Origin of the sequence: Pseudomonas sp. FEN (assembly GCF_904067045.1) — a bacterium.
Taxonomy (GTDB): Bacteria; Pseudomonadota; Gammaproteobacteria; order Pseudomonadales; family Pseudomonadaceae; genus Aquipseudomonas.
Genome location: NZ_CAJFDC010000007.1, coordinates 236025 through 262234 on the forward strand (window position 1 = coordinate 236025; position 26210 = coordinate 262234).

Annotated in this window: 23 protein-coding genes; 17 read left to right on the plus strand and 6 right to left on the minus strand. The window is 61.4% G+C overall.

The features are described from left to right. Positions 1-39: 39 nt before the first annotated feature. Both PFEN_RS06945 and PFEN_RS06950 read right to left on the minus strand, forming a co-directional pair. Positions 40-600, minus strand: coding sequence for a response regulator transcription factor (locus PFEN_RS06945; RefSeq protein WP_191486167.1), 561 nt, complete (start codon positions 598-600; stop codon positions 40-42). Continuing rightward, on the minus strand, positions 597-1856 hold the full coding sequence (locus PFEN_RS06950; RefSeq protein WP_191486168.1) for an ATP-binding protein: 1260 nt from the start codon (positions 1854-1856) through the stop codon (positions 597-599). The genes PFEN_RS06945 and PFEN_RS06950 overlap by 4 nt, the downstream gene beginning before the upstream one ends. A 398-nt stretch (positions 1857-2254) precedes the next feature. On the opposite strand from PFEN_RS06950, the gene PFEN_RS06955 reads away from it, so the two are divergent. The 9 genes from PFEN_RS06955 to PFEN_RS06995 all read left to right on the plus strand — a co-directional run bounded on the left by PFEN_RS06955 (position 2255) and on the right by PFEN_RS06995 (position 13828). Beyond that, entirely contained in the window at positions 2255-2965 is a 711-nt protein-coding gene (locus PFEN_RS06955; protein ID WP_191486169.1) for an SIMPL domain-containing protein, read from the plus strand. Positions 2966-3188: 223 nt separating this feature from the next. After that, positions 3189-4790, plus strand: coding sequence for an ABC transporter substrate-binding protein (locus PFEN_RS06960; RefSeq protein WP_191486170.1), 1602 nt, complete (start codon positions 3189-3191; stop codon positions 4788-4790). Between the two features lie 258 nt (positions 4791-5048). Then, positions 5049-6650, plus strand: coding sequence for an ABC transporter substrate-binding protein (locus PFEN_RS06965; RefSeq protein ID WP_191486171.1), 1602 nt, complete (start codon positions 5049-5051; stop codon positions 6648-6650). A 171-nt stretch (positions 6651-6821) separates the two neighbouring features. Next, positions 6822-8198: an OprD family porin gene (locus tag PFEN_RS06970; protein ID WP_191486172.1), complete on the plus strand. Its 1377-nt coding sequence runs from the start codon at positions 6822-6824 to the stop codon at positions 8196-8198. A 76-nt stretch (positions 8199-8274) separates the two neighbouring features. Next, positions 8275-9870 carry an ABC transporter substrate-binding protein gene (locus PFEN_RS06975; protein ID WP_191486173.1) on the plus strand — a complete coding sequence of 532 codons (1596 nt, stop codon included), beginning with the start codon at positions 8275-8277 and terminating at the stop codon, positions 9868-9870. 75 nt (positions 9871-9945) lie between these two features. Then, positions 9946-10956, plus strand: coding sequence for an ABC transporter permease subunit (locus tag PFEN_RS06980; RefSeq protein WP_191486174.1), 1011 nt, complete (start codon positions 9946-9948; stop codon positions 10954-10956). 10 nt (positions 10957-10966) lie between these two features. After that, positions 10967-11878: an ABC transporter permease subunit gene (locus tag PFEN_RS06985; protein WP_191486175.1), complete on the plus strand. Its 912-nt coding sequence runs from the start codon at positions 10967-10969 to the stop codon at positions 11876-11878. A gap of 10 nt (positions 11879-11888) precedes the next feature. Next, positions 11889-12857: an ABC transporter ATP-binding protein gene (locus tag PFEN_RS06990; protein ID WP_191486176.1), complete on the plus strand. Its 969-nt coding sequence runs from the start codon at positions 11889-11891 to the stop codon at positions 12855-12857. Continuing rightward, positions 12857-13828: a peptide ABC transporter ATP-binding protein gene (locus PFEN_RS06995; protein WP_191486177.1), complete on the plus strand. Its 972-nt coding sequence runs from the start codon at positions 12857-12859 to the stop codon at positions 13826-13828. The genes PFEN_RS06990 and PFEN_RS06995 overlap by 1 nt, the downstream gene beginning before the upstream one ends. 115 nt (positions 13829-13943) lie before the next feature. On the opposite strand, the gene PFEN_RS07000 is transcribed toward PFEN_RS06995, so the two are convergent. After that, a complete protein-coding gene (locus PFEN_RS07000; protein WP_412071399.1) occupies positions 13944-14192 on the minus strand; it encodes a hypothetical protein in 249 nt (82 codons plus the stop codon). Positions 14193-14559: 367 nt separating this feature from the next. Then, complete coding sequence (locus PFEN_RS07005; protein WP_191486178.1) at positions 14560-16143, minus strand: peptide chain release factor 3; 1584 nt, start codon at positions 16141-16143, stop codon at positions 14560-14562. Between the two features lie 340 nt (positions 16144-16483). Between PFEN_RS07005 and PFEN_RS07010 the strand changes: the two genes are divergently transcribed. The 7 genes from PFEN_RS07010 to PFEN_RS07040 all read left to right on the plus strand — a co-directional run bounded on the left by PFEN_RS07010 (position 16484) and on the right by PFEN_RS07040 (position 22212). Beyond that, complete coding sequence (locus PFEN_RS07010) at positions 16484-17200, plus strand: ABC transporter permease (protein ID WP_191486179.1); 717 nt, start codon at positions 16484-16486, stop codon at positions 17198-17200. 20 nt (positions 17201-17220) lie between these two features. Further along, positions 17221-18114: a glycine betaine ABC transporter substrate-binding protein gene (locus tag PFEN_RS07015; RefSeq protein ID WP_191486180.1), complete on the plus strand. Its 894-nt coding sequence runs from the start codon at positions 17221-17223 to the stop codon at positions 18112-18114. Between the two features lie 9 nt (positions 18115-18123). Continuing rightward, positions 18124-18777, plus strand: a complete 654-nt coding sequence (locus PFEN_RS07020) for an ABC transporter permease (RefSeq protein WP_191486181.1) — start codon at positions 18124-18126, stop codon at positions 18775-18777. Then, entirely contained in the window at positions 18774-19931 is a 1158-nt protein-coding gene (locus PFEN_RS07025) for a betaine/proline/choline family ABC transporter ATP-binding protein (RefSeq protein ID WP_191486182.1), read from the plus strand. Before PFEN_RS07020 ends, PFEN_RS07025 begins: the two co-directional genes overlap by 4 nt. 337 nt (positions 19932-20268) lie before the next feature. Then, positions 20269-21432: a type III PLP-dependent enzyme gene (locus tag PFEN_RS07030; protein ID WP_191486183.1), complete on the plus strand. Its 1164-nt coding sequence runs from the start codon at positions 20269-20271 to the stop codon at positions 21430-21432. A 179-nt stretch (positions 21433-21611) separates the two neighbouring features. Further along, the gene (locus PFEN_RS07035; protein WP_191486184.1) at positions 21612-21836 is read left to right on the plus strand and encodes a type II toxin-antitoxin system HicA family toxin; all 225 of its coding nucleotides are present in this window, start codon (positions 21612-21614) and stop codon (positions 21834-21836) included. Next, on the plus strand, positions 21805-22212 hold the full coding sequence (locus tag PFEN_RS07040; RefSeq protein WP_121134797.1) for a type II toxin-antitoxin system HicB family antitoxin: 408 nt from the start codon (positions 21805-21807) through the stop codon (positions 22210-22212). The genes PFEN_RS07035 and PFEN_RS07040 overlap by 32 nt, the downstream gene beginning before the upstream one ends. A 4-nt stretch (positions 22213-22216) precedes the next feature. Here PFEN_RS07040 and PFEN_RS07045 read toward each other — a convergent pair whose 3' ends face one another. Both PFEN_RS07045 and PFEN_RS07050 read right to left on the minus strand, forming a co-directional pair. Then, complete coding sequence (locus tag PFEN_RS07045; protein WP_191486185.1) at positions 22217-23005, minus strand: tetratricopeptide repeat protein; 789 nt, start codon at positions 23003-23005, stop codon at positions 22217-22219. Between the two features lie 3 nt (positions 23006-23008). Continuing rightward, the gene (locus tag PFEN_RS07050; protein WP_191486186.1) at positions 23009-23689 is read right to left on the minus strand and encodes a Fe2+-dependent dioxygenase; all 681 of its coding nucleotides are present in this window, start codon (positions 23687-23689) and stop codon (positions 23009-23011) included. Positions 23690-23902: 213 nt separating this feature from the next. Between PFEN_RS07050 and PFEN_RS07055 the strand changes: the two genes are divergently transcribed. Next, on the plus strand, positions 23903-26170 hold the full coding sequence (locus PFEN_RS07055; protein WP_191486187.1) for a TonB-dependent receptor: 2268 nt from the start codon (positions 23903-23905) through the stop codon (positions 26168-26170). Positions 26171-26210 lie beyond the last annotated feature (40 nt).

A 26210-nucleotide genomic window follows, 5' to 3' on the forward strand; every position in this document is an offset into this window, starting at 1 on the left:
GGCGTAGCGCGATTTGAAAAGCATTCGTTCAGCACCGGTTCAGCGCCGCACCGGGCGCTTCTGCAATTTGCGCTGCAAGGTCCGCCGATGCATGCCCAGGGCGCGGGCGGTGGCGGAAATATTGCCTTCGTGCTCGGTCAGCACGCGCTGGATATGCTCCCATTGCAGGCGATCCACCGACATCGGGTTTTCCGGCACCAGGGTCTCGAGGTCGGCATGTTCGGAGAGCAAGGCGGCCAGCACGTCGTCGGCATCCGCCGGCTTGCACAGGTAGTTGCAGGCACCGCGCTTGATCGCTTCCACCGCCGTGGCGATGCTCGAATAACCGGTGAGGATCAGCACGCGCATCTCTGGATCAAGCTCCAGCAACTTGGGCAACAGCACCAGCCCGGAATCGCCGTCCATCTTCAGGTCCAGCGCGGCGTAGTCCGGCAGGTCCTGCTGGGCCAGCATCAGGCCCTCTTCGGCGGAACCGGCGGTGCTGACGCGAAAACCGCGACGGCTCATGGCGCGCGCCATCACGCGGGTAAAGGTGGCGTCGTCATCCACCAGCAGCAAGTGCGGCAGTTCCTCGCCTTCGACCTGGATCTCGTCACTCATGCTTCGTCTCCTTGGGCGACACGGGGTAGGCGCAGCTCGGTGAGCGTGCCACCTTCCTCATGACTATAGAGTTTCACCGAACCGCCGGCGCGTGTCACGCTGGCCTTGCTCAAGAACAGGCCGAGGCCGAAACCTTTGCCCTTGGTGGTAAAAAATGGCTTGCCGATCTGCTCGGCAATCGCCAATGGTACACCCGCGCCATGGTCACGAATGCTGATGGTCAAGGTCTCGATGGTCCAGTCCAGTTTGACTTCCAGGCCATCCGGACAGGCATCGGCGGCGTTGTTCAACAGGTTGAGCAAGGCCTGGGTCAGGTCCGGCGGTGGCGCCAGGCGCGGAACCTCGCCCTGCCCCAGGCGCTGGAAGCGGTAACTGGCCTCCGGGCGCATCAGGTGCCAGCGGTTCAACGCTTCGTCGAGCCAGACCGTGACGTCCTGCATCTCCACCGCCAACCGGCGATTGGCCTCGGCGGCGCGGACCAGTTGCTGCAGGGTTTCCTTGCATAACTTGACCTGGTCCTGGAGCACGCTCAGGTCGTCCTGCAACAGCGGGTCTGGATGGTCCTGGCGTATTTCCTTGAGCAGTACGCTCATGGTCGCCAAGGGCGTTCCCAGTTCGTGGGCGGCGCCGGCGGCCTGGGTCGCCACGGCCAGCAGTTGCTGGTCACGCAGGCCCTCCTCGCGGCGAATGGCGCGTAGCTCTTCCTGGCGGCGCAGTTCCTCGGCCATCTTCGCGGCGAAGAAGGTGATCACCGCGGCGGCCAGGGCAAAGCTCAGCCACATGCCATAGATCTGCAACTTTTCCCGGGAGATCGGAAAGGTTTCCAGCGGGTAGAACTGCACCAGCAGCAAGGTGTACAACACCAGCGCCACACCGGAGAGGATGACCGAATAGCGCCAGGGCAAGGTCACCGCGGCGATGGTCAGGGGCACCAGGTAATAGGAAACGAAGGGGTTGGTCGAGCCGCCGGAGAAGTACAGCAAGGCACTGTGGATAAACAGGTCGCAGGCCAGTTGCACCGCGTATTCGAGCTCGGTGACCGGCCAGGTGGTGCGCAGGCGCACCACCGTGAAGGCACAGAGCACCATGGAGCAGCCCAAGGTGATCGCCAGTTGCAGCCAGGGCAGCGGCAGCAGGTCGAACCAGTAGGCGATGCCCACGGAGCCGGCCTGGGCAGCGAGGACCAGCATGCGGATAAAGGTCAGGCGCCAGAGGTTCTGGCGAGTCGCGGACAGCAGTTGAACGGGGACGAGCATGAGCTCTCCTGATGAGCGCTCCAGGCGGATCGCCGGGAGTATAACCAAGCCGGGGCCTGGACAGGCAAATGTGCGGCAAACCGCCACAGCGGACCAAAGGGCTCGTTGTTGCGAGGGGACTCGCCCCGCTGCCGCTCAGTCAAGGCCGAACACGGTACGGTCGACGCTCGATTGCTCGCGAAGGGGCTCGTGAGAACGCCAAAAGCGTCGCGGCGGTGCGGCGTCCCGACAAACCCTGCTCCAGGTTACCTGGCGTTTGCAATATCCCACCGCCTTGACCGGCGGCTCTATAAGTATTGAAGTTGTAACAACGCGAACCGGACAATCCAGCCGTAGTCTGATACCTGCACGCGGGACTGCCCGACACGACCCGCGCACCGAACCCCAAGGAGCTTCATATGCACTTCACGCGCCGCGCCGCCCTGCTCGCCCTCAGTCTCAGTAGCTTCGCCAGCCTTCCGGCCCTGGCCGCCGACGAGCCGCGTTACAACCTGATATCCCTGCGCGCCGAAGCCAGCCAGGAAGTGGCCCGCGACCTGATGATCGTGACCCTCTACACCGAGGCGCAGAACAGCGATCCGGCCAAGCTCGCCGCCGACATCACCAGCACCATGAACAAGGCACTGGGCCAGGCCAAGGCGGTCAAGGAGATCAACCTGCGCCAGGGCAGCCGCAATAGCTACCCGATTTATGACAACAAGACCCAGAGGATCACCGGCTGGCGTGAGCGCGCCGAGTTGCGCCTGGAAAGCAGCGACTTTGCCGCGCTGTCCAAGCTGACCGGCGAACTGATGCAGGACCTGAAAATGGAAAGCATGGACTTCGCGATTGCCAGCAGCACCCGCAAGGCCAGCGAGGATGCCCTGCTCAAGGAGGCCATCGCCGCGTTCAAGGCCCGCGCCCAACTGGCCGCCGATGCCTTGGGCGGCAAGGGTTACAAGATTGTCAGCCTGAATCTCAACAGCAACGGTTATCCACAGCCGTTCCCGCGCGGCGCGATGATGATGATGAAACCCACAGCCAAGGAGGACGCACCGGCGCTGGACGTGGAAGCCGGCAAGGCCCAGGTCAGCATGAATGCCGAGGGGATGATCGAAGTCCTGCAGTAAACGCCCTCATTGCAGGAGCCAGCTTGCTGGCGATGAACGTCGCCACACCGGGGGCAGTCTGATTCCCCGCGTTATCCTTGACGACCATCGCCAGCAAGCTGGCTCATTGGACTTACGGTGTTTGCCGGGGCTCATTTTCTCGGTGGCCCCGGCGCCAAGACCTGGATAGGCCGTGCTAGAGTCGGATCTCCCCCGCTCTATTGCGCACCTTCGAGGCTTTTCAATGGAAAAGATTGCCTTCAAACCCCTGCTGCTGGCCGCCACCTTGCTGGCCTGCGCGCCCTTGGCCCAGGCGGCCTCGACCCTGGTCTACTGCTCCGAAGCCAGCCCCGCCGGCTTCGACCCGAGCCAGTACACCAGCGGCACCGATTTCGATGCCTCGGCCGAAACCGTGTTCAACCGCCTCGCGCAGTTCAAACGCGGCGGCACCGAGGTCGAACCGGGCCTGGCCACCAGCTGGGAAGTTGCCCCGGACGGCCTGGCCTACACCTTCCACCTGCGCCCCGGCGTGAAGTTCCACACTACCGACGACTTCAAGCCGAGCCGCGACTTCAACGCCGAAGACGTGCTTTTCACCTTCCAGCGCCTGCTCGACGCCAATCACCCGTTCCGCAAGGCCTATCCGTCCGAATCGCCCTATTTCAGCGATATGGACCTCAACACCACGATCAAGAACGTCGAAAAACTCGACGAGCAGACCGTGCGCTTCACGCTGAATCATATCGACGCCGCCTTCGTGCAGAACCTGGCCATGAGCTTCGCCTCGATCCAGTCCGCCGAATACGCCGCGCAGTTGCTCAAGCAGGGCCGCGCCGCCGATATCAACCAGAAACCCGTGGGTACCGGCCCGTTCGTGTTCAAGCGTTACCAGAAGGACTCGCAGATCCGCTATGTGGCCAACAAGGCCTACTGGAAACCCGAGGACGTCAAACTCGACAACCTGATCTTCGCCATTACCCCGGATGCCGCCGCCCGCCTGCAGAAACTCAAGGCCGGGGAATGTCAGGTCAGCGGTTACCCGCGCCCGGCCGATATCGAGATCATGCGCCAGGACAAGAACCTGGTGGTGCTGCAACAGCCGGGCTTCAACCTGGGTTTCCTCGCCTACAACGTCACCCACAAGCCGCTGGACCAGCTCAAGGTCCGCCAGGCCCTGGACATGGCCATCGACAAGCCGGCGATCATCAAGGCCGTGTATCAGAGCGCCGGCCAGCTGGCGCAGAACGCCCTGCCGCCGGGCCAATGGTCCTATGATCCGAACATCAAGGACGCCCCCTACGACCCGACCAAGGCCCGCGCGCTGCTCAAGGAAGCCGGCGTGGCCGAAGGCACCGCCATCGACCTCTGGGCCATGACCGTGCAACGGGCCTCCAACCCCAATGCGCGGATGTCGGCGCAGATGATCCAGGCCGACTGGGCCAAGGTCGGGATCAAGGCCAATATCGTCAGCTATGAGTGGGGCGAGTACATCAAGCGCGCCAAGAACGGCGAGCATGACGTCATGATCTATGGCTGGACCGGCGACAACGGTGACCCGGACAACTGGCTCGGCGTGCTCTACAGCTGCGCCGCGGTCAAGGGCAGCAACTACGCCAAATGGTGCGACCCGGCCTACGACCAGCTGATCCAGAAAGCCAAGCTCAGCAGCGACCACGACGAGCGGGTCAAGCTCTACCAACAGGCGCAGAAAATCCTCAAGGAACAGGTGCCGATCACCCCGATCGCCAACTCGACGGTATTCCAGCCTTTGCGCCGGGAAGTGCACGACTTCAAGATCAGTCCGTTCGGCCTGACACCCTTCTATGGCGTGAGCCTGGGCCAGTAACAGATCGCCCCAACCGGGTGCGCCAGACGCCCCCGGTTGCCCGCCCGCGGTGCACCCCACGCACCCGAAAATCCACTCGCAAACGATCAAATGCGTCAAAGTTTATAAAATTGCGACATTCCTGTACGTTCGTGCCACTCTTTGAGGCTTCGCGCCTCTGTGCATCTTGCAATGGGTATGGGGCCTGCATAAGTATCGGCAGGTCGACTCACGAGGTCGTCCTCACAACCAAAAATGACAACAAATCATGAGGCCACCATGCTTAAAAAAGCAGTCATTCCGTTTTTAGTCGGCGCAGGCCTCCTGGCCAGCGCACCGTTCGCCGTTGCCGCGACTAACCTGGTGTTCTGCTCCGAAGGGAGCCCGGCTGGTTTCGATCCAGGCCTGTACACCACCGGAACCGACTTCGACGCCTCCGCGGAAACCGTGTTCAACCGCCTCAGCCAGTTCGAACGTGGCGGCACCGCCGTGGTTCCTGGCCTGGCGACCAGCTGGGAGGTTTCCCCCGACGGCCTGACCTACACCTTCCACCTGCGTGAGGGTGTCAAGTTCCATACCACCGACTACTTCAAACCGACGCGCAATTTCAACGCCGACGACGTGCTGTTCACCTTCAACCGCATGCTCGACAAGGACATGCCGTTCCGCAAGGCCTACCCGACCGAATTCCCCTACTTCACCGACATGGGCATGGATACCAACATCACCAAGGTGGAGAAACTCGACGACAAGACCGTCAAGTTCACCCTGAAGACCGTGGATGCCGCGTTCATCCAGGACTTGGCGATGAGCTTCGCGTCCATCCAGTCCGCCGAGTACGCCGACAAGCTGCTCAAGGAAGGCAAGGCCAGCGACATCAACCAGAAGCCGATCGGTACCGGCCCATTCGTCTTCAAGAGCTACCAGAAAGACTCGAACATCCGCTACACCGGCTTCAAGGACTACTGGAAGCCCGAGGACGTCAAGGTCGACAACCTGATTTTCGCCATCACCACCGACCCGTCGGTGCGCGCGCAGAAGCTCAAGAAAGGCGAGTGCCAGATCACCCTGCACCCGCGCCCCGCCGACGTCGAGGGTTTGAAGAAGGACCCCAAGCTGCAGATCATCCAGCAACCCGGCTTCAACCTGGGCTATATCGCCTACAACGTGCAGCACAAACCCTTCGACCAGCTCCAGGTCCGCCAGGCGTTGGACATGGCGGTGAACAAACCCAGCATTCTCAATGCGGTCTACCAGGGCGCGGGACAGCTGGCGGTCAACGCCATGCCGCCGAGCCAGTGGTCCTACGACAGCAGCATCAAGGATGCCCCCTACGACCCGGAAAAGGCCCGGCAACTGCTCAAGGCCGCTGGCGTCAAGGAAGGCACCGAGATCACCCTCTGGGCCATGCCCGTGCAACGCCCGTACAACCCCAACGCCAAGTTGATGGCCGAAATGCTCCAGGCCGACTGGGCGAAGATCGGCCTGAAAGTGAAGATCGTCAGCTATGAATGGGGCGAGTACATCAAGCGCACCAAGAACGGCGAGCATGACATCAACCTGATCGGCTGGACCGGCGACAACGGCGATCCGGACAACTGGCTCGGTACCCTCTACGGCTGCGATGCGATTGGTGGCAACAACTACTCCATGTGGTGCAACCCGCAATACGACAAGCTGATCAAGCAAGCCAAGATCGTCACCGACCATGCGCAACGCACCGCTCTCTACCAACAGGCCCAGCAGTTGCTCAAGCAACAGGTGCCCATTACCCCCATCGCCCATTCGACGGTCAGCCAGCCGTTAAGCACCAAAGTCGAAGGTTTCAAGGTCAGTCCCTTCGGTCGCAACGTGTTCTCGGGCGTCAGTATCGAACAATAAAACCGTGATCCGCGCCACTGGGGCGAATTTCGCCCTGGAGCAACTTGCAGCCGAAATTCGGCAAAATTCTGCCAAGCAAACGATTGCGTAACAATAAATGTCCGAAATCCAATCCGGACCGAATCGGCCCAAAAGGCCAATATTAAAAAAAGAAGATAAGGAGCTTTAGCCTTGAAACTCTCTCAAAAAGCGTTGTTAGCCTTAGCCATCAGTAGCGCCAGCGTGATGGCCCATGCGGAAACACAGAGTCAGGACTTCGTGCCGACAGGCTTGAACTCGACCAATGCCCAGAACGAAGCCAAGGGGTTCATCGACGGCCAGAGCCTGGGCGGTACCACTCGCAACTGGTACGCCAACGAGTTGAAACGCCGTAGCGACCGGTTCAGTTACGACAAACACGGCGTGGCAACCCCCACTCCGCGCCGTATCAACTGGGTCCAGGCGACCATCCTCGACTACAACTCGGGCTTTACCCAGGGCACGGTAGGCGTCAGCACTGAAGTCGCGCTTTACAACGCCATCGCACTGGATCGAAGCCGTCAAGACATCGCCGGAGGCGGGAATCGTACCCTGGCCAACCGCAATGGTGATGCCGTCGACCAGTGGAGCAAACTCGGCCTGGCCAACGTCAAGTTCCGCGTGTCGAACACCACCCTGACCGCTGGCCGCCAGAACTTCAGCACGCCGATCGTCGATGTCATCGGCAACCGCCCCCTGCCCTCCAGCTTCGAGGGTGTGAGCCTTCATAGTGAAGAATTCAACAACCTGTCCTTTGATGCCGCCACTTTCGACCGTGTATCGCCACGAACCGAGGAGAGCCTGTCCAGGTTCCGCAGCGAGTACACCAACAACGGTGCCGAGACCGATCACGTCAATACCTTCGGCCTGAACTATCAGCCGTTCAAAAGCCTGAAGACCAGCCTGTACATGGCCAACGTCGAGGACTTCTGGAACCAGTACTACTTTGGCGCCACCCACGAATTGGGCGACACCTCGGTGCTGGGGCTGACCACCGGCCTGAACTACTACAAGACCCTCGACACCGGCAAAAAGAAGATGGGCGAAATCGACAACGACGCCTACTCGCTGTCGTTCGGCCTGACCCACCAGGCTCATAGCCTGACCTTCTCCTACCAGCAAATCGACGGTAACGAGTACTTCGACTACCTGCACGAAACCAACGGCATCTACCTGGCCAACTCCCTGCTCTCGGACTTCAACGGCCCGAACGAAAAATCCTTCCAGATCGCCTACGGCCTGAACATGGCCGAATACGGTATTCCTGGTCTGAAATTCAACATCTATCAGGCCCGTGGCTGGGGCATCGACGGTACCCATTACACCGGCACCGCCTACGACGTGAAAAACCTCAACGGCGAGCACCACTACGAATATGGCATCGGTACCTCCTATGCCATACAGAGTGGTCCGCTGAAAGCCACCTCCATTCGTGCGACCTACACCACTCACCGCGCCAGCGCGAACCAGGGCGATGGCAACATCAACGAATTCCGCCTGGTCACCACCATCCCATTCAACATTCTCTAACACCTGACTGCCCTGGGGCTGATTCGACGAATCGGCCCCAGCGACTAATCTGGCTCATTGATTACGGAGGGTTTACATGAAGAAGCATCTCCTGCGCGCCGCCATCGCGGCAGCCGTGTTCAGCGTGGCTATCGGCGTTTCGGCCAAGCCCTTGGTGGTCTGTACCGAAGCCAGCCCGGAAGGTTTCGACCCGGTGCTCTACACCACCGCCGTCACCGCCGACGCCGCGGCCGAAACCATGTTCAACCGCCTGGTGGACTTCAAGCCCGGCACCACCGAAATCCAGCCGGCCCTGGCCGAAAGCTGGGAAATCAGCCCCGACGGCCTGCAATACACCTTTCACCTGAGAAAGGGCGTCAAGTTCCACACCACCGACTACTTCAAACCGACCCGCGAACTGAACGCCGATGACGTGGTCTGGAGCTTCCAGCGCCAACTGGACCCCAACCACCCATGGCACAAGGCGTCCACTGTCGGCTTCCCCTATTTCGAGAGCATGGACTTCCAGAACCTGCTCAAAAGCGTCGAGAAGGTCGGCGCAATGACCGTGCGCTTCACCCTCAATCACCCCGAAGCGCCCTTCCTGCCCGACCTGGGCATGGCCTTCACCTCGATCCACTCCGCCGAATACGCCGATCAGTTGCTCAAGGCCGGCAAGCTCGATGACCTCAACAGCAAACCCGTCGGCACCGGCCCGTTCATCTTCCAGCGCTATGCCAAGGACGCCCAGGTCCGCTTCAAGGCCAATCCGGAGTATTTCCGTGGCAAGCCGCCGGCGGACACCCTGGTGCTGGCCATCACCATCGACAACAACACCCGCCTGCAGAAGCTCAAGGCCAACGAGTGCCAGGTTGCCCTGTACCCGAAACCCGACGATGTGCCGAACATCAAGGCCGATCCAAACCTGAAGATCGATGAGATGGCCGCCCTCGCCACCGGCTATGTGGCGATCAACACCGAACACAAGTACCTGAGCGATGTGCGGGTGCGCCAGGCCATCGAGCTGGCCCTCGACAAGCAGAACTACGTCGACACCCTGTATGGCAAGGGCAATGCCATCCCGGCGGTCAATCCCTACCCGTCCACCTTGCTCGGCTACAATACCCAGCTGAAGAACCCGGCCCAGAACCTGGACAAGGCCCGCGCCCTGCTCAAGGCAGCCGGTGTTCCCGAAGGCACGGTCTTCACCCTCTATACTCGCAACGGCGGCGGCCCGACCAACCCGAACCCGCAACTCGGCGCCCAACTGATGCAGGCCGACCTGGCCAAGGTCGGAATCAAGCTCGATATCCGCGTCATGGAGTGGGCGGAAATGCTCAAGCGCGCGAAAAAAGGCGAGCACGACATGGTGTCCGCCGGCTGGAGCGGCGACAACGGCGACCCGGATAATTTCCTTAGCCCGCTATTGAGTTGCGAAGCAGCGAAAAACGGCGAAAACTACAGTCGCTGGTGCAACCCGCAGTTCCAGGCGCTGATCGACCAGGCTCGCGCCAAGACGCTACCGGCCGAACGTGCCGCGCTCTACGAACAGGCCCTGGCGATCCTGCATGAGCAGGTCCTGTGGGTGGACCACGCCCATCCCAAGATGTTTACCGCCATGCGCAAGAACGTAGAGGGCTACCACATGAGCCCGCTCTCCCTGAATAACTTCGCCACCACCCAGGTGAAGTAGAACCACCAACGCTCGTCGGTCCCCTACCCGGGTACTGACGAGCACGCCTAACCGGCTGATGAGGTACACCACACGATGTTTAGTTTTATTGCCCGCCGACTGGGGTTGTTGATCCCCACGTTCTTCGGCATCACGCTACTGACTTTCGCGTTGATTCGCATGATCCCGGGCGACCCCGTGGAAGTCATGATGGGCGAGCGCCGGGTCGACCCGGAAATGCACGCCCAGGCGATGGAACGCCTCGGTCTTAACAAGCCGCTTTATGCCCAATACATCGACTATGTCGGCAAGCTCGCCCACGGCGACCTCGGCGAGTCCCTGCGCACCCGCACCAGCGTGTGGAGTGAGTTCACCACGCTGTTCCCGGCCACCCTGGAACTGTCCATGGCCGCCCTGCTGTTCGCCGGCGTCCTCGGACTGCTCGCCGGGGTGATCGCCGCCCTCAAGCGCGGATCGCTGTTCGACCATGGGGTGATGGGGATCTCCCTGGCCGGTTATTCAATGCCGATCTTCTGGTGGGGCCTGATCCTCATCATGTTCTTCTCCGTGAGCCTGGGCTGGACCCCGGTGTCCGGACGCATCGACCTGCTCTATGACATCGAGCCGAAAACCGGCTTCATGCTCATCGACACCCTGCTCAGCGATCAACCCGAAGCCTTCTGGGATGCGCTGCACCACATGATCCTGCCGGCCATCGTGCTGGGCACCATCCCCCTGGCGGTGATCGCCCGGATGACCCGTTCCTCGATGCTCGAAGTGCTACGTGAAGACTACATCCGCACCGCCCGGGCCAAGGGCCTGTCGCCGGCCCGCGTGGTGTTCGTGCATGGCCTGCGCAACGCCTTGATCCCGGTACTGACCGTGGTCGGCCTGCAAGTCGGCACCCTGTTGGCCGGTGCCGTGCTCACCGAAACCATTTTTTCCTGGCCCGGTATCGGCAAATGGCTGATCGAAGCCATCGGCGCCCGGGACTATCCGGTCGTGCAGAACGGCATCCTGTTAATCGCCTGCCTGGTGATTGTGGTCAATTTCGTCGTGGACATCCTCTACGGCCTTGTCAATCCACGCATCCGTCATCAGCGCTGAGATCAAGATCATGAGTACTACTATCGCCTCGACCGTTGTCGATCAAAGCCTGCTCTATCCCTCGCCGTACAAGGAATTCTGGCAGCACTTCGCCAAGAACAAGGGCGCCGTCGTCGGCCTGCTGTTCATGTCGCTGGTGGTGTTCTGCGCGATCTTCGCGCCCTGGGTCGCCCCGCACGACCCGAGCGAACAGTTCCGCGACGCCCTGCTCACCCCGCCCTCATGGCTTGAAGGCGGCCAGATCCAATACCTGCTGGGCACCGACGAACTGGGTCGCGACCTGCTCTCGCGGCTGATCCACGGTTCGCGTCTGTCGCTGCTGATCGGCTTGTCCTCGGTGGTGATGTCGCTGATCCCGGGTATCCTCATGGGGCTGCTGGCCGGTTTCTTCCCGCGCGTCCTCGGGCCGACCATCATGCGCCTGATGGACATCATGCTGGCCCTGCCCTCGCTGCTGCTGGCGGTGGCGATTGTCGCCATCCTCGGCCCTGGCCTGATCAATACCGTGATCGCCATCGCCATCGTCTCGCTGCCGTCCTATGTGCGCCTGACCCGTGCCGCGGTGATGGGTGAACTGAACCGTGACTACGTGACCGCCGCGCGCCTGGCCGGTGCCGGTCTGCCGCGCCTGATGTTCATCACCGTGCTGCCCAATTGCATGGCGCCGCTGATCGTCCAGGCTACCCTGAGTTTCTCCTCGGCAATCCTCGATGCCGCCGCCCTCGGCTTCCTCGGTTTGGGTGTGCAGCCGCCGACTCCAGAGTGGGGCACCATGCTGGCCTCGGCTCGTGACTATATCGAACGCGCCTGGTGGGTGGTCAGCCTGCCCGGCCTGACCATTTTGCTCAGCGTGCTGGCAATCAACCTGATGGGCGACGGCCTGCGCGATGCGCTGGACCCGAAACTCAAGAACGCCGCCTGAGGAGATTCCCATGTCACTGCTAGAAATCAAGAATCTCAACGTTCGCTTCGGCGACCAGACCGCCGTCCCGGTGGTCGACGGCCTCGACATCAGCGTGGACAAGGGCGAAGTCCTGGCCATTGTTGGCGAGTCCGGCTCGGGTAAATCGGTGACCATGATGGCGCTGATGGGCCTGATCGAGCACCCCGGCATCGTCACCGCCGACGCCCTGCGCTTCGACGGCAAGGACATGCTCAAGCTCAGCGCCCGCCAACGTCGGCAAGTGGTCGGCAAGGACCTGGCAATGGTTTTCCAGGACCCGATGACCGCGCTGAACCCCAGCTATACCGTGGGTTTCCAGATCGAGGAAGTGCTGCGCCTGCACCTGAAGATGTCCAGCAAGGCCGCGCGCAAGCGCGCCATCGAGCTGTTGGAAAAAGTCGAGATCCCCGGCGCCGCCAGCCGCATGGACGCCTACCCGCACCAACTGTCCGGCGGCATGAGCCAGCGCGTCGCGATCGCCATGGCGATTGCCGGCGAGCCCAAGCTGCTGATCGCCGACGAACCGACCACCGCCCTGGACGTGACCATCCAGGCGCAAATCATGGACCTGCTGCTCAACCTGCAACAGGAACAGAACATGGGCCTGGTGCTGATCACCCATGACCTCGCGGTCGTCGCCGAAACCGCCCAGCGGGTCTGCGTGATGTACGCGGGGCAAGCCGTGGAAGTCGGCCAGGTGCCGGGGCTGTTCGATGTCCCGGCGCATCCGTACAGCGAGGCGCTGCTCAAGGCGATTCCGGAGCACAGCCTGGGCGCCGAGCGCCTGTCGACCCTGCCGGGCATCGTGCCCGGCCGCTACGACCGACCGCTGGGCTGCCTGCTGTCGCCGCGCTGTCCCTACGTGCAGGAAAGCTGCCGGCAGCAGCGTCCGACCCTCGACCCGAAAGCCAACAGCCTTGCCCGTTGCTTCTTCCCGCTGAACCAGGAGGTGGCGTAATGGCCGTCGTTCTCACCGCCCGCGACCTCACCCGTCACTACGAAGTCTCCCGTGGCCTGTTCAAGGGCCATGCGCTGGTGCGCGCGCTCAATGGCGTGTCGTTCGAACTGGAAGCCGGCAAGACCCTCGCCGTGGTCGGCGAATCGGGTTGCGGTAAATCTACCCTGGCCCGGGCCCTGACGCTGATCGAGGAGCCGTCGTCCGGCTCGCTGAAAATCGCCGGACAGGAAGTCGCCGGGGCCGACAAGGCCCAGCGCAAGCAACTGCGTAAAGATGTGCAGATGGTGTTCCAGAGCCCCTATGCATCGCTCAACCCACGGCAGAAGATCGGCGACCAGTTGGGCGAGCCGCTGCTGATCAATACCAAGCTGTCCGCCGCCGAACGTCGGGACAAGGTCCAGGCGATGATGAAGCAGGTCGGCTTGCGCCCCGAGCACTATCATCGCTACCCGCATATGTTCTCCGGCGGCCAGCGCCAGCGCATCGCCCTGGCGCGGGCGATGATGCTGCAACCGAAAGTGCTGGTGGCGGACGAACCGACCTCGGCGCTGGACGTGTCGATCCAGGCACAGGTGCTGAACCTGTTCATGGATCTGCAGCAGCAGTTCAATACCGCCTACGTGTTCATCTCCCACAACCTGGCGGTGGTTCGTCATGTCGCCGACCAGGTACTGGTGATGTACCTCGGCCGACCGGTGGAGATGGGCCCGAAGGAGGACATCTATGCCCGCCCCCTGCACCCGTACACCCAGGCGCTGCTCTCGGCGACACCGGCGATCCACCCGGACCCGTTGAAGCCGAAGATCAAGATCGCCGGCGAGTTGCCCAACCCGCTCAACCCACCGTCCGGCTGCGCCTTCCACAAGCGCTGCCCATACGCCACCGAGCGTTGCAGCACCGAAGAACCGGCCTTGCGCCAGCTCGATTCGCGGCAGGTGGCCTGTCATTACGCGGAGCAGTTTCTCGGCTGACAGACGACAAAAAAGCGCTCTCCTGAGTAAGCGAGAGCGCTGAAAGGGGTTAATCCAGCCTTTTGCGTCAAGCGCGCTATCCGCTTGGCGCAAGGGGCTTTTTCATTGGTGTGGCTCAGCTATCGCTGTCACTATCACCATCGTCGCCGGGATCGCTCTGATCGCTGTCGTCGCCTTTCTTGGTGTCATCGGCATAAAGCGCATGCACCGCGGATTTCGAAGGAGAAACCGCCCCGTGGTCCGACACTGCATTGCTGGCCCAGGCACCTGAAGCCCCCACCATCAAGAGCACCAGCACCTTGATCAACAGCACGCCGCGTTGAAAAATTTTCATCGTCGTTTCCGTCCCTTGTGGATAAGTCACAAATACCTTCCAGCCGACTTCAAGAAGCCGACCGCAACTTGTCTGAACCTAGACCCGTTGAACAGACTTTTCCATACTGGCCAGATGAAAACTGTTGGCTGGCGATAGAATTATTCCGAATGATAATTAGAGTCAAAAAGCATAAAAGCTTTTTCAACCGCCCTTCTCAATGCCGCCACTCCTGCACTCACAAACCTTTTAGCGCCCTCCCGGGCCTCTTCGCGGCCCATACGAACGCCATCGCCAGCAAGCTGGCTCCTGGCGCCGCGCCAACCCCCGGTCTTTTGCCGCGCCATAAAAAAACCCGCGGCCTGGGCAGCGGGTTTTTCAAGGGTGTGGCAAGTACTACTGCGGCCAACGCCTTAGTTTAGTGGTGCTCGCGCGTCGCGCGGAATTTCACATCCGGCCAGCGCTCTTCCATCAACGCCAGGTTGACCCGGGTCGGCGCCAGGTAGGTCAGGTGACCGCCGCCGTCCAGCGCGAGGTTTTCCGCGGCCTTGACCCGCAGCTCATCGAGCTTCTTCTTGTCGCTGCAGTCGATCCAGCGCGCGGACCACACGGTGATCGGCTCATACGAGCACTCGACCTTGTATTCCTCTTTCAAGCGACTGGCGACCACATCGAACTGCAGCACACCGACGGCACCGAGAATGATGTCGTTGCTGCGCTCGGGGAAGAACACCTGGGTCGCGCCCTCTTCGGCCAACTGCTGCAAGCCCTGGCGCAGTTGCTTGGACTTGAGCGGGTCACGCAGGCGCACGCGACGGAACAGTTCCGGGGCAAAGTGCGGGATACCGGTGAAGCCCAGGGTCTCACCCTCGGTGAAGGTGTCACCGATCTGGATGGTGCCATGGTTGTGCAGGCCGATGATGTCGCCGGCGTAGGCTTCTTCCAGTTGCTCGCGTTCGGAGGAGAAGAAGGTCAGCGCATCACCGATGCGCACATCCTTGCCGGTCCGCACATGGCGCATTTTCATGCCTTTGTCGTACTTGCCCGAACAGATGCGCATGAAAGCGATCCGGTCGCGGTGCTTGGGGTCCATGTTCGCCTGGATCTTGAACACGAAGCCGGAGAACTTCTCTTCCACCGGCTCCACGGTGCGCTCGTTGGCGACACGGGCCAGTGGCATCGGTGCCCAATCGACGACCGCGTCCAGCACGTGGTCGACGCCGAAGTTGCCCAGGGCGGTGCCGAAGAACACCGGGGTCAGTTGACCGTCGAGGAATTCCTGGCGGTTGAACTCGTGGCAGGCGCCCTGCACCAACTCCAACTGGTCGACAAAACGCTCGTACTCGTCGCCCAGGTGCGCGCGGGCCTCGTCGGAGTCGAGCTTCTCGATGATTTTCACATCGGTGCGCTCATGCCCGTGACCCGCCGTGTAGACAATGATGTAGTCGTCGGCCAGGTGGTACACGCCCTTGAAGTCGCGGTAGCAACCGATCGGCCAGGTGATCGGCGCGGCCTTGATTTTCAGGACCGCTTCGATCTCGTCGAGCAGTTCGATCGGGTCGCGGATATCGCGGTCGAGCTTGTTGATAAAGCTGACGATGGGCGTGTCGCGCAGGCGGCAGACATCCATCAGGGCGATGGTCCGCGGCTCGACGCCTTTACCGCCGTCGAGGACCATCAGCGCCGAGTCGACCGCGGTCAGGGTGCGGTAGGTGTCTTCGGAGAAGTCTTCGTGGCCCGGGGTGTCGAGCAGGTTGATCATGTGATCGCGATAGGGGAACTGCATGACCGACGTGGTGATCGAGATACCCCGTTGCTTTTCCATTTCCATCCAGTCGGAAGTGGCATGGCGGTCGGATTTGCGTGATTTCACCGTACCGGCAATCGCAATCGCCTTGCCCATCAGCAACAGCTTCTCGGTGATGGTGGTTTTACCGGCATCGGGGTGGGAAATAATGGCGAAAGTGCGGCGTTTCGCGACTTCGGCGGCCTGGTGGGTCATGGGAAATCGCCTGGCAGGTGAGTCAAAAAAGGGCGGCGAGTATAGCGCAAACCGAGGCCCACCGACCACCGCTCACCCGTTTGCAGCGGCTTCAAGGGTGGCTAAATACCGCCATCTATGGAACCTTTTAAAAGGTGGAGGCGTCCACTCCCCTGCTACCTGAGTCGTACCAGGGGCTGAAATACCTGCAAGTCAGCCTGACGAGGCTGCGCTTATGGCTCGACCGCCTGCCGCTTTGCCGGCAGTGACGAGCTGCATTTCGCGAACATATTCGCCGACAGCCAGGAATGGCATTGCCGCTCGGGAATGTGCTCGCCGACTGAAATAAAGGAGTCCGCCTGTGGCTATTCGCTATGGCAAAGGGCTGATAGGAGGAGTGGTTGTCGTCGCTCTCCTGGCCCTGCTGATCCACTGGATTGGCGTCAACACGATCGAACTGTACCGCGACGATTTGTTGTTTTACCTGCAAGCGCATCTGATCCTGGTCCTTGTCTCCATGCTTGCCGCCCTGACTGCAGGGATTCCCGCCGGTATCCTGCTGAGCCGACCGAGCATGGTCGGGCGCGCGGAACGCTTCATGCAGCTCTTCAATATCGGCAACACCGTCCCGCCCCTGGCCGTACTGGCCATCGCCCTCGGCGTGTTGGGCATCGGCAGCGGCCCGGCGATCTTCGCCCTGTTCCTCGCCTCCCTGCTGCCCATCGTGCGCAACACCTACGAAGGCCTGAAAAACGTCCAGGGTTCCCTGAAAGAAGCCGCCGTCGGCATCGGCATGACCCCGCGCCAGGTGCTGTTGCGCGTGGAGCTGCCCAATGCCGTGCCGATCATTATCGGTGGTGTGCGGGTGGCCCTGGCGATCAACGTCGGCACCGCGCCCCTGGCGTTCCTGATCGGCGCCAACAGCCTGGGCAGCCTGATTTTCCCCGGCATCGCTCTGAACAATCAGCCGCAATTGCTGCTCGGGGCCGCCTGCACCGCACTGCTGGCCTTGCTGCTTGACGGCTTGGTGACCATGGCCAGCCGCCTCTGGCTGGAACGCGGAGTCCACGCGTCTTAAGACCCGGCAAAGGAATCGATATGAAAAGACTGACTGTGATACTGGTCTGCGTCCTGCTGTCCGCGGGAATCGCGCAAGCTGCTGAAAAACCCTTGATCCGCATCGGCGCCCGGGTCTTCACCGAACAGACTCTGCTGGCGGAAATCACTGCCCAGTACCTGCGCACCAAGGGTTATGCGCCCCAGGTGACCGGTGGCCTGGGCAGCAACCTGGCGCGCAGCGCCCAGGAAAGCGGGCAACTGGACCTGATCTGGGAATACACCGGTGTGTCGCTGGTGGCCTACAACCACGTCGATGAGAAACTCGACAGCGAACAGTCCTACGCCCGCGTCAAGGAACTCGACGCGAAGAAAGGCCTGGTCTGGCTGTCGCCGTCGAAATTCAGCAACACCTACGCCCTGTCCCTGCCGGAGCAGGTGGCCAAGGCATATCCGCGGATCAACAGCATCAGCGACCTGACCCAGGCCCTGGCCGAAAACGGTCAGGAAAACCGCCTGGTGGCCCTGGATACCGAGTTCGCCAACCGCTCCGACGGCATGGCCGGCATGGTCAAGCTGTACCAGATGAACCTGACCCGCAAGAACACCCGGCAGATGGACGCCGGCCTGGTCTATACGGCACTGCGCAACGGCCAGGTGTTCGCCGGGCTGGTCTACACCACCGACGGTCGCCTCAATGCCTTCAAATTGAAGCTGCTGGAAGACGACAAACATTACTTCCCGGACTACACCGCCGCGCCCGTGGTGCGCCAGGTTTACCTCGACGCCCACCCGCAATTGGCCGCCGATCTCAAGCCACTGGCGGCGCTGTTCGACAACGAAACCATGCGCCAGCTGAATGCGCGGGTCGATGTCGAGCATCAAAGCCCGTCCGCCGTGGCCGCCGACTTCCTGCGCCAACACCCCATTGACTGAGGAGAAGACATGGAATTTATAAACGCCTTTTCCCATCTTGATTGGACACAGGTCCTGCACCTGACCTGGCAGCACATCACCCTGGTGGGTATCGCCGTGATCCTGGCCATCGTCGTCGGCGTCCCCCTGGGCGTCTTGATGACCCGCTTCCCGAGCCTGGCCGGGCCACTGCAAGCCAGCGCCACCGTGCTGCTGACCATACCGTCCATCGCCCTGTTCGGCCTGCTGCTGCCGTTCTACTCGAAATTCGGCCAGGGCCTGGGGCCGCTGCCGGCGATCAGCGCGGTGTTCCTCTACTCCCTGCTGCCGATCATGCGTAACACCTACCTGGCCCTGACCGGTGTCGAGCCGGGCATTCGCGAAGCCGCGCGCGGTATCGGCATGACCTTCGGCCAGCGCCTGCGCAGGGTCGAACTGCCCATCGCGGTGCCGGTGATCCTCGCCGGTGTGCGCACCGCCGTGGTGATGAACATTGGTGTCATGACCATCGCCGCCACCATTGGCGCCGGCGGCCTGGGGGTACTGATTCTGGCTGCCATCAGCCGCAGCGACATGTCGATGCTGATTGTCGGCGCGGTACTGGTCAGTCTCCTGGCCATCTTCGCCGACCTGCTTCTGCAATGGCTGCAACGCACGCTGACTCCAAAAGGACTGCTCAAATGATCGAACTTCAAAACCTGACCAAGACCTTTCAAAGCAACGGCAAGACCATCACCGCCGTCAACGCGGTCAGCCTGACCGTCAACGAAGGCGAGATCTGCGTATTCCTCGGCCCCTCGGGTTGCGGCAAGAGCACCACGCTGAAGATGATCAACCGCCTGATCAAGCCCACCTCGGGCAAGATCCTGATCAATGGCGAAGACACCAGCGACCTGGACGCCGTGACCCTGCGCCGCAACATCGGTTATGTGATCCAGCAGATCGGCCTGTTCCCCAACATGACCATCGAGGAAAACATCGTGGTGGTGCCGAAACTGCTGGGCTGGGACAAGCAGAAATGCCATGACCGCGCCCGTGAACTGATGAGCATGATCAAGCTGGAACCCAAGCAGTACCTGCACCGCTACCCACGCGAGTTGTCCGGTGGCCAGCAACAGCGGATCGGCGTGATCCGCGCCCTGGCGGCGGATGCGCCATTGCTGCTGATGGATGAGCCGTTCGGCGCGGTCGATCCGATCAACCGGGAAATGATCCAGAACGAGTTTTTCGAGATGCAGCGGGCCCTGAAAAAAACCGTGATCATGGTCAGCCACGATATCGACGAAGCCATCAAGCTCGGTGACAAGATCGCCATCTTCCGTGCTGGCAAGCTGATCCAGATCGACCACCCGGACACCTTGCTGGCGCATCCGGCGGATGACTTTGTCAGCAACTTCGTCGGCCAGGACAGCACCCTCAAGCGCCTGTTGCTGGTGAACGCCGAAGACGCGGCCGACAACGCGCCATCGGTGAGCCCGCAGACCCCGGTGACCGATGCCCTGGAGCTGATGGACGAACATGACCGGCGTTATGTGGTAGTCACCGATGCCGAGAACAAGGCGCTGGGTTATGTCCGCCGTCGCGACCTGCACCGTCAGGCCGGTACCTGCGCGCAGTTTCTGTGCGAGTTCAACGCCACGGCGGCGTACGACGAGCACCTGCGCATCCTGTTGTCGCGGATGTACGAGTTCAACCGTTCGTGGTTGCCGGTGATGGATGCCGAGCGGGTGTTCCTCGGCGAAGTGACCCAGGAGTCGATTGCCGCCTACTTGAGTTCCGGGCGTTCTCGCGGGGCCAAGAGCAGTATCGTCTCCCCCGCGCAAATGGCCCTGGCCTGACGCCACCGGTCAGAGATCGGGAACATCAGACTGTCATCCGGGTCGGTTAAACCAGTGACTGATCCGGGCTACGCGACGGGTGTGTGCAAAAACGCGACATTTTTAGTTGATCTAAAGCCCCTCAAGTCCTAAAGTTCGCGCCGAACGTCCATGCTGGAAACGATCCATCCGGCTCAAGTACTGACGACGAGACAGCAAGGCCAAGGGAAGCGGTTGATCCCATGGCCTTTTTGCTTTCGGCGACATGCCTTGGGAAGTAGGCGAACCAAAGTGGGGATACGGAGGACGTTCATTTGCACCCATTGATCAATCTAGTTTGCCAGTAGGAGTTCCCAGCATGTCGATTCAGGTCGAAGACTATTTCGCGCGCGCCACTTTTGACAAAATGAAGGCGTTCGCCGACAAACAAGAAACCCCGTTCGTGGTGATCGACACCGCGATGATCAGCCAGGCCTACGATGACCTGCGCGCCGGTTTCGAATTCGCCAAGGTCTATTACGCAGTCAAGGCCAACCCGGCCGTCGAGATCATCGACCTGCTGAACAAAAAAGGCTCCAGCTTCGACATTGCCTCGATCTACGAGCTGGACAAGGTACTGAACCAGGGCGTCAGCCCGGATCGCATCAGCTACGGCAACACCATCAAGAAATCCAGGGACATCCGCTACTTCTACGAGAAGGGCGTGCGCCTGTACTCCACCGACTCCGAAGCCGACCTGCGCAACATCGCCAAGGCCGCGCCAGGCTCCAAGGTCTACGTGCGCATCCTCACCGAAGGCTCGACCACGGCCGACTGGCCACTGTCGCGCAAATTCGGTTGCCAGACCGACATGGCCATGGACCTGCTGATCCTCGCCCGTGACCTGGGCCTGGTGCCTTATGGCGTGTCCTTCCACGTCGGTTCGCAACAGCGCGACATCAGCGTCTGGGACGCGGCCATCGCCAAGGTCAAGGTGATCTTCGAGCGCCTGAAGGAAGAAGACGGTATCAATCTCAAGCTGATCAACATGGGCGGTGGCTTCCCGGCCAACTACATCACCCGCACCAACAGCCTGGAAACCTACGCCGAGGAAATCATCCGCTTCCTCAAGGAAGACTTCGGCGACGACCTGCCGGAAATCATCCTCGAGCCAGGCCGTTCGCTGATCGCCAACGCCGGGATCCTGGTCAGCGAAGTGGTGCTGGTCGCGCGTAAATCGCGGACCGCCGTCGAGCGCTGGGTGTACACCGACGTGGGCAAGTTCTCCGGCCTGATCGAAACCATGGACGAAGCCATCAAGTTCCCGATCTGGACCGAGAAGAAAGGCGAGATGGAAGAAGTGGTCATCGCCGGCCCGACCTGCGACAGCGCCGACATCATGTATGAAAACTACAAGTACGGCCTGCCCCTGAACCTGGCCATCGGCGACCGCCTGTACTGGTTGTCCACCGGTGCCTACACCACCAGCTACAGCGCCGTGGAATTCAATGGCTTCCCGCCGTTGAAATCGTACTATCTGTAATACACCGCGCCGCTGAAAGGCGGCGCCGGTCATACTGCCGGTTGTTCTCAAAAGGCCCGTGAACCCTCACGGGCCTTTTCTGTTTCACATGCTGCAAAACCTTTCAAAGCGGTGTAGTGTTGCTCCGTGAGATTTGGTGGGTACAGCAACCACCAAACTCATCGACAAGGAACGTCGTCTTGAATAGCCGACAGCTGATCAGGCTTATCGAAGCGGACGGTTGGTATCTGGTCAGGATCAAGGGCAGTCACCACCATTTCAAGCACCTGTACAAGCCAGGCCTGGTGACTATCCCTCATCCGAAGAAGGACCTGCTGACCAAGACAATCAACAGCATCCTGAAACAAGCACAGTTGCACGCAGGAGACCACCATGCTTTTCCCCATTGCGATTCAACCCGGTGACGAGCAACACGCCTGGGGCGTAGAGGTTCCGGATATTCCGGGCTGCTTCTCGGCGGGCGAGGACCTGGACGACGCCCTGGCCATGGCCCGTGAAGCCATCGAAGGGCATCTGGAGATTCTCGCCGAGGACGACGCGCCCATCCCCCGGGCCGGCACCGTGACCCAACACGCGAAAAACCCGGACTACGCGGGCTGCATCTGGGCACTGGTGGACATCGATATCACCCAGTACCTGGGCAAGTCGGAAAAACTCAATATCACCTTGCCGGGTTACCTGTTGAGCCGCATCGACGCTTACGTGCGCAATCATCCCGAGCAGAAGAGTCGTTCGGGCTTCCTGGCCACGGCGGCCTTGCGCGTGCTGCAGGGCGCCTGAGCCGTCAGCCCCGCAACGCCTGCAACGCCACATGACCGCTTTCATCGCCCAGCAATGCCGCTCGCTGGTGGTAGTCCAGCGCCAGCGCGCGGATCCCGGGATGCGGTGCCGCCAGCAGGGCCTGGCGGCCGACCCGCAGGAACTTCAGGTTTCCACCAGCCAAGGCTTGGCGCAACCAGCCCAGTGCCTGGTCGATCTCTCCCAGGTCCGCCAGCACCGCCGCGTAGCTGAACTGTCCACGAAAATCCCCACCCTCGGCCGACAGCCGATACCACTCGCAGGCCGCCACCCGGTCGACAGGACAGCAGTGTCCTTCCTCCAGATAACGTCCCAGCAGGTTCATTGATTTGGCATGCCCCAGTTCAGCGGCGCGCCGATAGCAGGCCAGCGCCGCGACCTGATCCTCGCCGACCCCGCGTCCGGTCGCCAGCAGATTGGCATAGTTGTACAGACCCCAGTCCAGCCCAGCCGCGGCCGCCAAGCGGTATTCCCGCGCCGCCGCCCGGGCGTCGGGCGCACAGCCCCAGCCATGCTCAAGGCAGCGCCCGAGCATATTGCGCGCCATCCGGTGGCCGCCGTTCGCCGCGATACGGAACCAGCGTAAAGCCAGCACCGGGTCCTGCTCGATGCCCTGCCCGTCCAGCAGGATCTGTCCCAGCAGCGCCTGGGCTTCGAGCACACCCTGGGCGGCCGCCAATAAAATCGCCTGGGCCGCCCGGGCCGGATGCTCTTCGAGCATGGCCTTGAGCGAATCGTCGTCCAGCACTTCCTCACGGCGCAGATGAAAACCCATGAGCTAGACCTCGACCCAGCGTCGCAACAGATTGTGATAGGTCCCGGCGAGCTGGATCAGCGCCGGATGCTCGGGAACATCGCGGGTCAGGCTCTGGATCGCCGCGTCCATGTCGAACAGCAAGCTGCGCTGGCTGTCCTCACGTACCAGGCTCTGGGTCCAGAAGAACGCGGCATAGCGGGCGCCACGGGTCACGGCATTGACCTTGTGCAGGCTGGTCCCCGGATAGAGCACCAGGTCACCGGCGGGCAACTTGACCTGGCGGCTGCCGAAGGTGTCCTGGATCTCCAGCTCCCCGCCCTCGTAGTCATCCGGATCGCTGAAAAACAGCGTGGACGACAGGTCGGTACGGACCCGTTCCGGATTGCCCTTGGGCTGACGCACGGCGTTATCGATATGGAAATCGAAACTGCCACCGGCCGTGTAACAGTTCAGCAACGGCGGAAACACCTTGTGCGGTAACGCCGCCGACATGAATTGCGGATTTTTCCACAAGCGCTCCAGCATCGCCGCGCCGATTTCCTGCGCCAGCGGATGCCCTTCGGGCAGTTGCAGGTTGTGCTTGGCCTTGGCCGACTGATAGCCGGCCGTCACCTTGCCGTCAGCCCAATCGGCCTGCTCCAGGGCCTGGCGGATGCGCAGCACCTCTTCACGGGAGAACAAGCCGGGAATGTGCAGGAGCATGGGCAGTACCTGAAAGCAAAAGGATGCTAATGATATTTATTCCTATTAGTTCTGTAAAACCCTTATCCACCGCAGTGACGAATCGGCAGGCGAAGCCACAAGGGAAAGCGTAGAAAATGCAACATATATGCAAATAGCAATTTTTCTCAATTGATACAGAGACTTGTTTACTTTATATTCCTCCGCCTCGATACCCTGGGGAGGGAACTTCACATGTCACGCCAGCAACCGCATCTTCCAGTCAGTTCGCCACGTCTGCTCGCCTCGGCGATAGGTGTGGCCATCAGCGCCACCTCGGCCACGCAACTGGTGCAAGCGGCCGAGGACACTGACGGCAAGAGCCAACGCAACAGCATCGCGCTGGACGCCACCAGCGTGACTGGTGAAGCCCAGGACTCGACGACCTACCAGGTGGAAAAAGCCTCCTCGCAGAAATACACCGCGGCGCTGACGGACACCCCGCGTTCGGTGACCGTCGTCCCGCAGCAGGTGCTCAAGGACACCGCGGCCACCTCCTTGCAGGACGCGCTGCGCACCGTACCCGGCATCACTTTTGGTGCCGGCGAAGGCGGCAACCCACAGGGCGATCGGCCGTTCATTCGCGGCTTCGATGCCCAGGGCGACACCTATGTCGACGGTGTACGCGACACCGGCGCGCAATCGCGGGAAATCTTTGATGTCGAATCCATCGAAGTCAGCAAGGGCCCGAATTCGGCCTTCGGCGGTCGCAGCTCGGCCGGCGGCAGCCTGAACCTGGTCAGCAAACTGCCCAAACTGCAGGACTTCACCAATGGCGGCTTTACCTACGGCTCCGACCAGACCCGCCGCTACACCCTCGATGTGAACCGCCAGTTTCTCGACAGCGCCGCATTCCGCCTGAACCTGATGAGCCACGAGCAGAACGTCGCCGGTCGCGACGCGGTCAACTACGATCGCTGGGGCGTGGCGCCGTCGCTGAGCTTCGGCCTGGGCACGCCGACCCGCGTCAATCTCAGCTACTACCATATGCAAAGCGACGACCTGCCGGATTCGGGGATTCCCTACGCCTACAGCTCCACGGCCGGCAATGCCGTGCATGTGCATGACAAGCCGACGGACGGCGGCAACAGCAGCAACTTCTACGGCCTGAAGGACCGCGACTTCCGCAAGACCCGCGCCGACATCAGCACCTTCTCCATCGAGCACGACCTGAATGACGCGATGACGCTGAAGAACACCCTGCGCCACGGCAACACCGGCCAGGACTACATCCTCACCCAGCCGGACGACAGCCAGCACAACGTCAACCAATTCGGTAACGTCTGGCGCCGGGCCAACACCCGGGTCGGGACCACCACGACCACCACCAACCAGACCGACCTGTTCGGCGAGTTCCATGCGCTGGGCTTGAAGAACAACTATTCCACGGGCCTGGAGTTCAGCCGCGAGCAAAGCCGCTACAGCGGTTACACCGTATCGAACAACAGCGCGGTGAAATGCCCGGCGGGCTCGGCACCGCCGTACTGCACTTCGTTGTCCAACCCCAATCCGAACGATCCCTGGACCGGCACCGCGGTGCGCAACTACGCCTTCACCGACTCCAGTGCCGATACCCGTGCCGCCTACGTTTTCGACACGATCGAGCTCGATCCGCAGTGGCTGTTGAACGCGGGCCTGCGCTACGACAGCTTCGAAACGCGCGCCAAGACCGCAACCACCAACCGGGAGAACGACAGCCACTTCTTCAACTGGCAGGCCGGCCTCGTCTGGAAGCCGGTTGAAAACGCTAGTGTCTATGCCTCCTACGCCACCTCGGCGACACCACCTGGCGCCCTGGTGGGTGAAGGCGCCGAGGGCAACCCGTTGACGGCCGGCAACGCCAGCAGCGACCTGAAGCCGGAAGAAGCCGTCAACTATGAACTGGGCACCAAGTGGGATGTGTTCCACAACCGCCTGTCACTGACCGCCGCGATCTTCCGTACCGAGAAGAAGAACACTCGGATCCTGGTGGACCAGCTCACCTATCAGAACGCCGGTGAGTCCCGTGTCGACGGCATCGAGCTGTCGGCCAGCGGCAAGATCAGCGAGAAATGGCAGGTGTTCGCCGGCTACAGCTACCTGGACAGCGAACTGGTCGACCCGGGTCTCAACGGTCGCAACGGCGTGGTCAGCACGGGTTCGAACAAGGGCAACCAGATGCCCAATACGCCGAAGAACAGCTTCAGCCTGTGGACAACTTATGAAGTGCTGCCGAAGTTGACCGTCGGAGGCGGTGCCTTTTATGTCGACCAGGTCTACGGCGACAGCGCCAATACCGTCTATGTACCGGCCTACACCCGCTACGACGCCATGGCCAGCTACAAGCTGACGCGGAACGTCGACCTGCAATTGAACGTCCAGAACCTGACCAACGAAACTTATTACGACAAGGCCTACTCCGCCCACTTCGCCAATCAGGCAGCGGGACGTACCGCGTTGTTCACCACCAGCTTCCACTTTTAATACGCGGCGCAAGAATCACTTTAATAGAGCAAGGCGGTCG

Bases quoted from the DNA above. Each gene is read 5' to 3' on its own strand.
- PFEN_RS06960 (WP_191486170.1), top strand. From the start codon at position 3,189: ATGGAAAAGATTGCCTTCAAACCCCTGCTGCTGGCCGCCACCTTGCTG.
- PFEN_RS07045 (WP_191486185.1), bottom strand. From the start codon at position 23,005: ATGGGTTTTCATCTGCGCCGTGAGGAAGTGCTGGACGACGATTCGCTC.
- PFEN_RS06990 (WP_191486176.1), top strand. From the start codon at position 11,889: ATGTCACTGCTAGAAATCAAGAATCTCAACGTTCGCTTCGGCGACCAG.
- PFEN_RS07055 (WP_191486187.1), top strand. From the start codon at position 23,903: ATGTCACGCCAGCAACCGCATCTTCCAGTCAGTTCGCCACGTCTGCTC.
- PFEN_RS07040 (WP_121134797.1), top strand. From the start codon at position 21,805: ATGCTTTTCCCCATTGCGATTCAACCCGGTGACGAGCAACACGCCTGG.
- PFEN_RS06980 (WP_191486174.1), top strand. From the start codon at position 9,946: ATGTTTAGTTTTATTGCCCGCCGACTGGGGTTGTTGATCCCCACGTTC.
- PFEN_RS06995 (WP_191486177.1), top strand. From the start codon at position 12,857: ATGGCCGTCGTTCTCACCGCCCGCGACCTCACCCGTCACTACGAAGTC.
- PFEN_RS06950 (WP_191486168.1), bottom strand. From the start codon at position 1,856: ATGCTCGTCCCCGTTCAACTGCTGTCCGCGACTCGCCAGAACCTCTGG.
- PFEN_RS07015 (WP_191486180.1), top strand. From the start codon at position 17,221: ATGAAAAGACTGACTGTGATACTGGTCTGCGTCCTGCTGTCCGCGGGA.
- PFEN_RS07005 (WP_191486178.1), bottom strand. From the start codon at position 16,143: ATGACCCACCAGGCCGCCGAAGTCGCGAAACGCCGCACTTTCGCCATT.
- PFEN_RS07050 (WP_191486186.1), bottom strand. From the start codon at position 23,689: ATGCTCCTGCACATTCCCGGCTTGTTCTCCCGTGAAGAGGTGCTGCGC.
- PFEN_RS06965 (WP_191486171.1), top strand. From the start codon at position 5,049: ATGCTTAAAAAAGCAGTCATTCCGTTTTTAGTCGGCGCAGGCCTCCTG.
- PFEN_RS06955 (WP_191486169.1), top strand. From the start codon at position 2,255: ATGCACTTCACGCGCCGCGCCGCCCTGCTCGCCCTCAGTCTCAGTAGC.
- PFEN_RS06975 (WP_191486173.1), top strand. From the start codon at position 8,275: ATGAAGAAGCATCTCCTGCGCGCCGCCATCGCGGCAGCCGTGTTCAGC.
- PFEN_RS07025 (WP_191486182.1), top strand. From the start codon at position 18,774: ATGATCGAACTTCAAAACCTGACCAAGACCTTTCAAAGCAACGGCAAG.
- PFEN_RS07020 (WP_191486181.1), top strand. From the start codon at position 18,124: ATGGAATTTATAAACGCCTTTTCCCATCTTGATTGGACACAGGTCCTG.
- PFEN_RS06945 (WP_191486167.1), bottom strand. From the start codon at position 600: ATGAGTGACGAGATCCAGGTCGAAGGCGAGGAACTGCCGCACTTGCTG.
- PFEN_RS07030 (WP_191486183.1), top strand. From the start codon at position 20,269: ATGTCGATTCAGGTCGAAGACTATTTCGCGCGCGCCACTTTTGACAAA.
- PFEN_RS06985 (WP_191486175.1), top strand. From the start codon at position 10,967: ATGAGTACTACTATCGCCTCGACCGTTGTCGATCAAAGCCTGCTCTAT.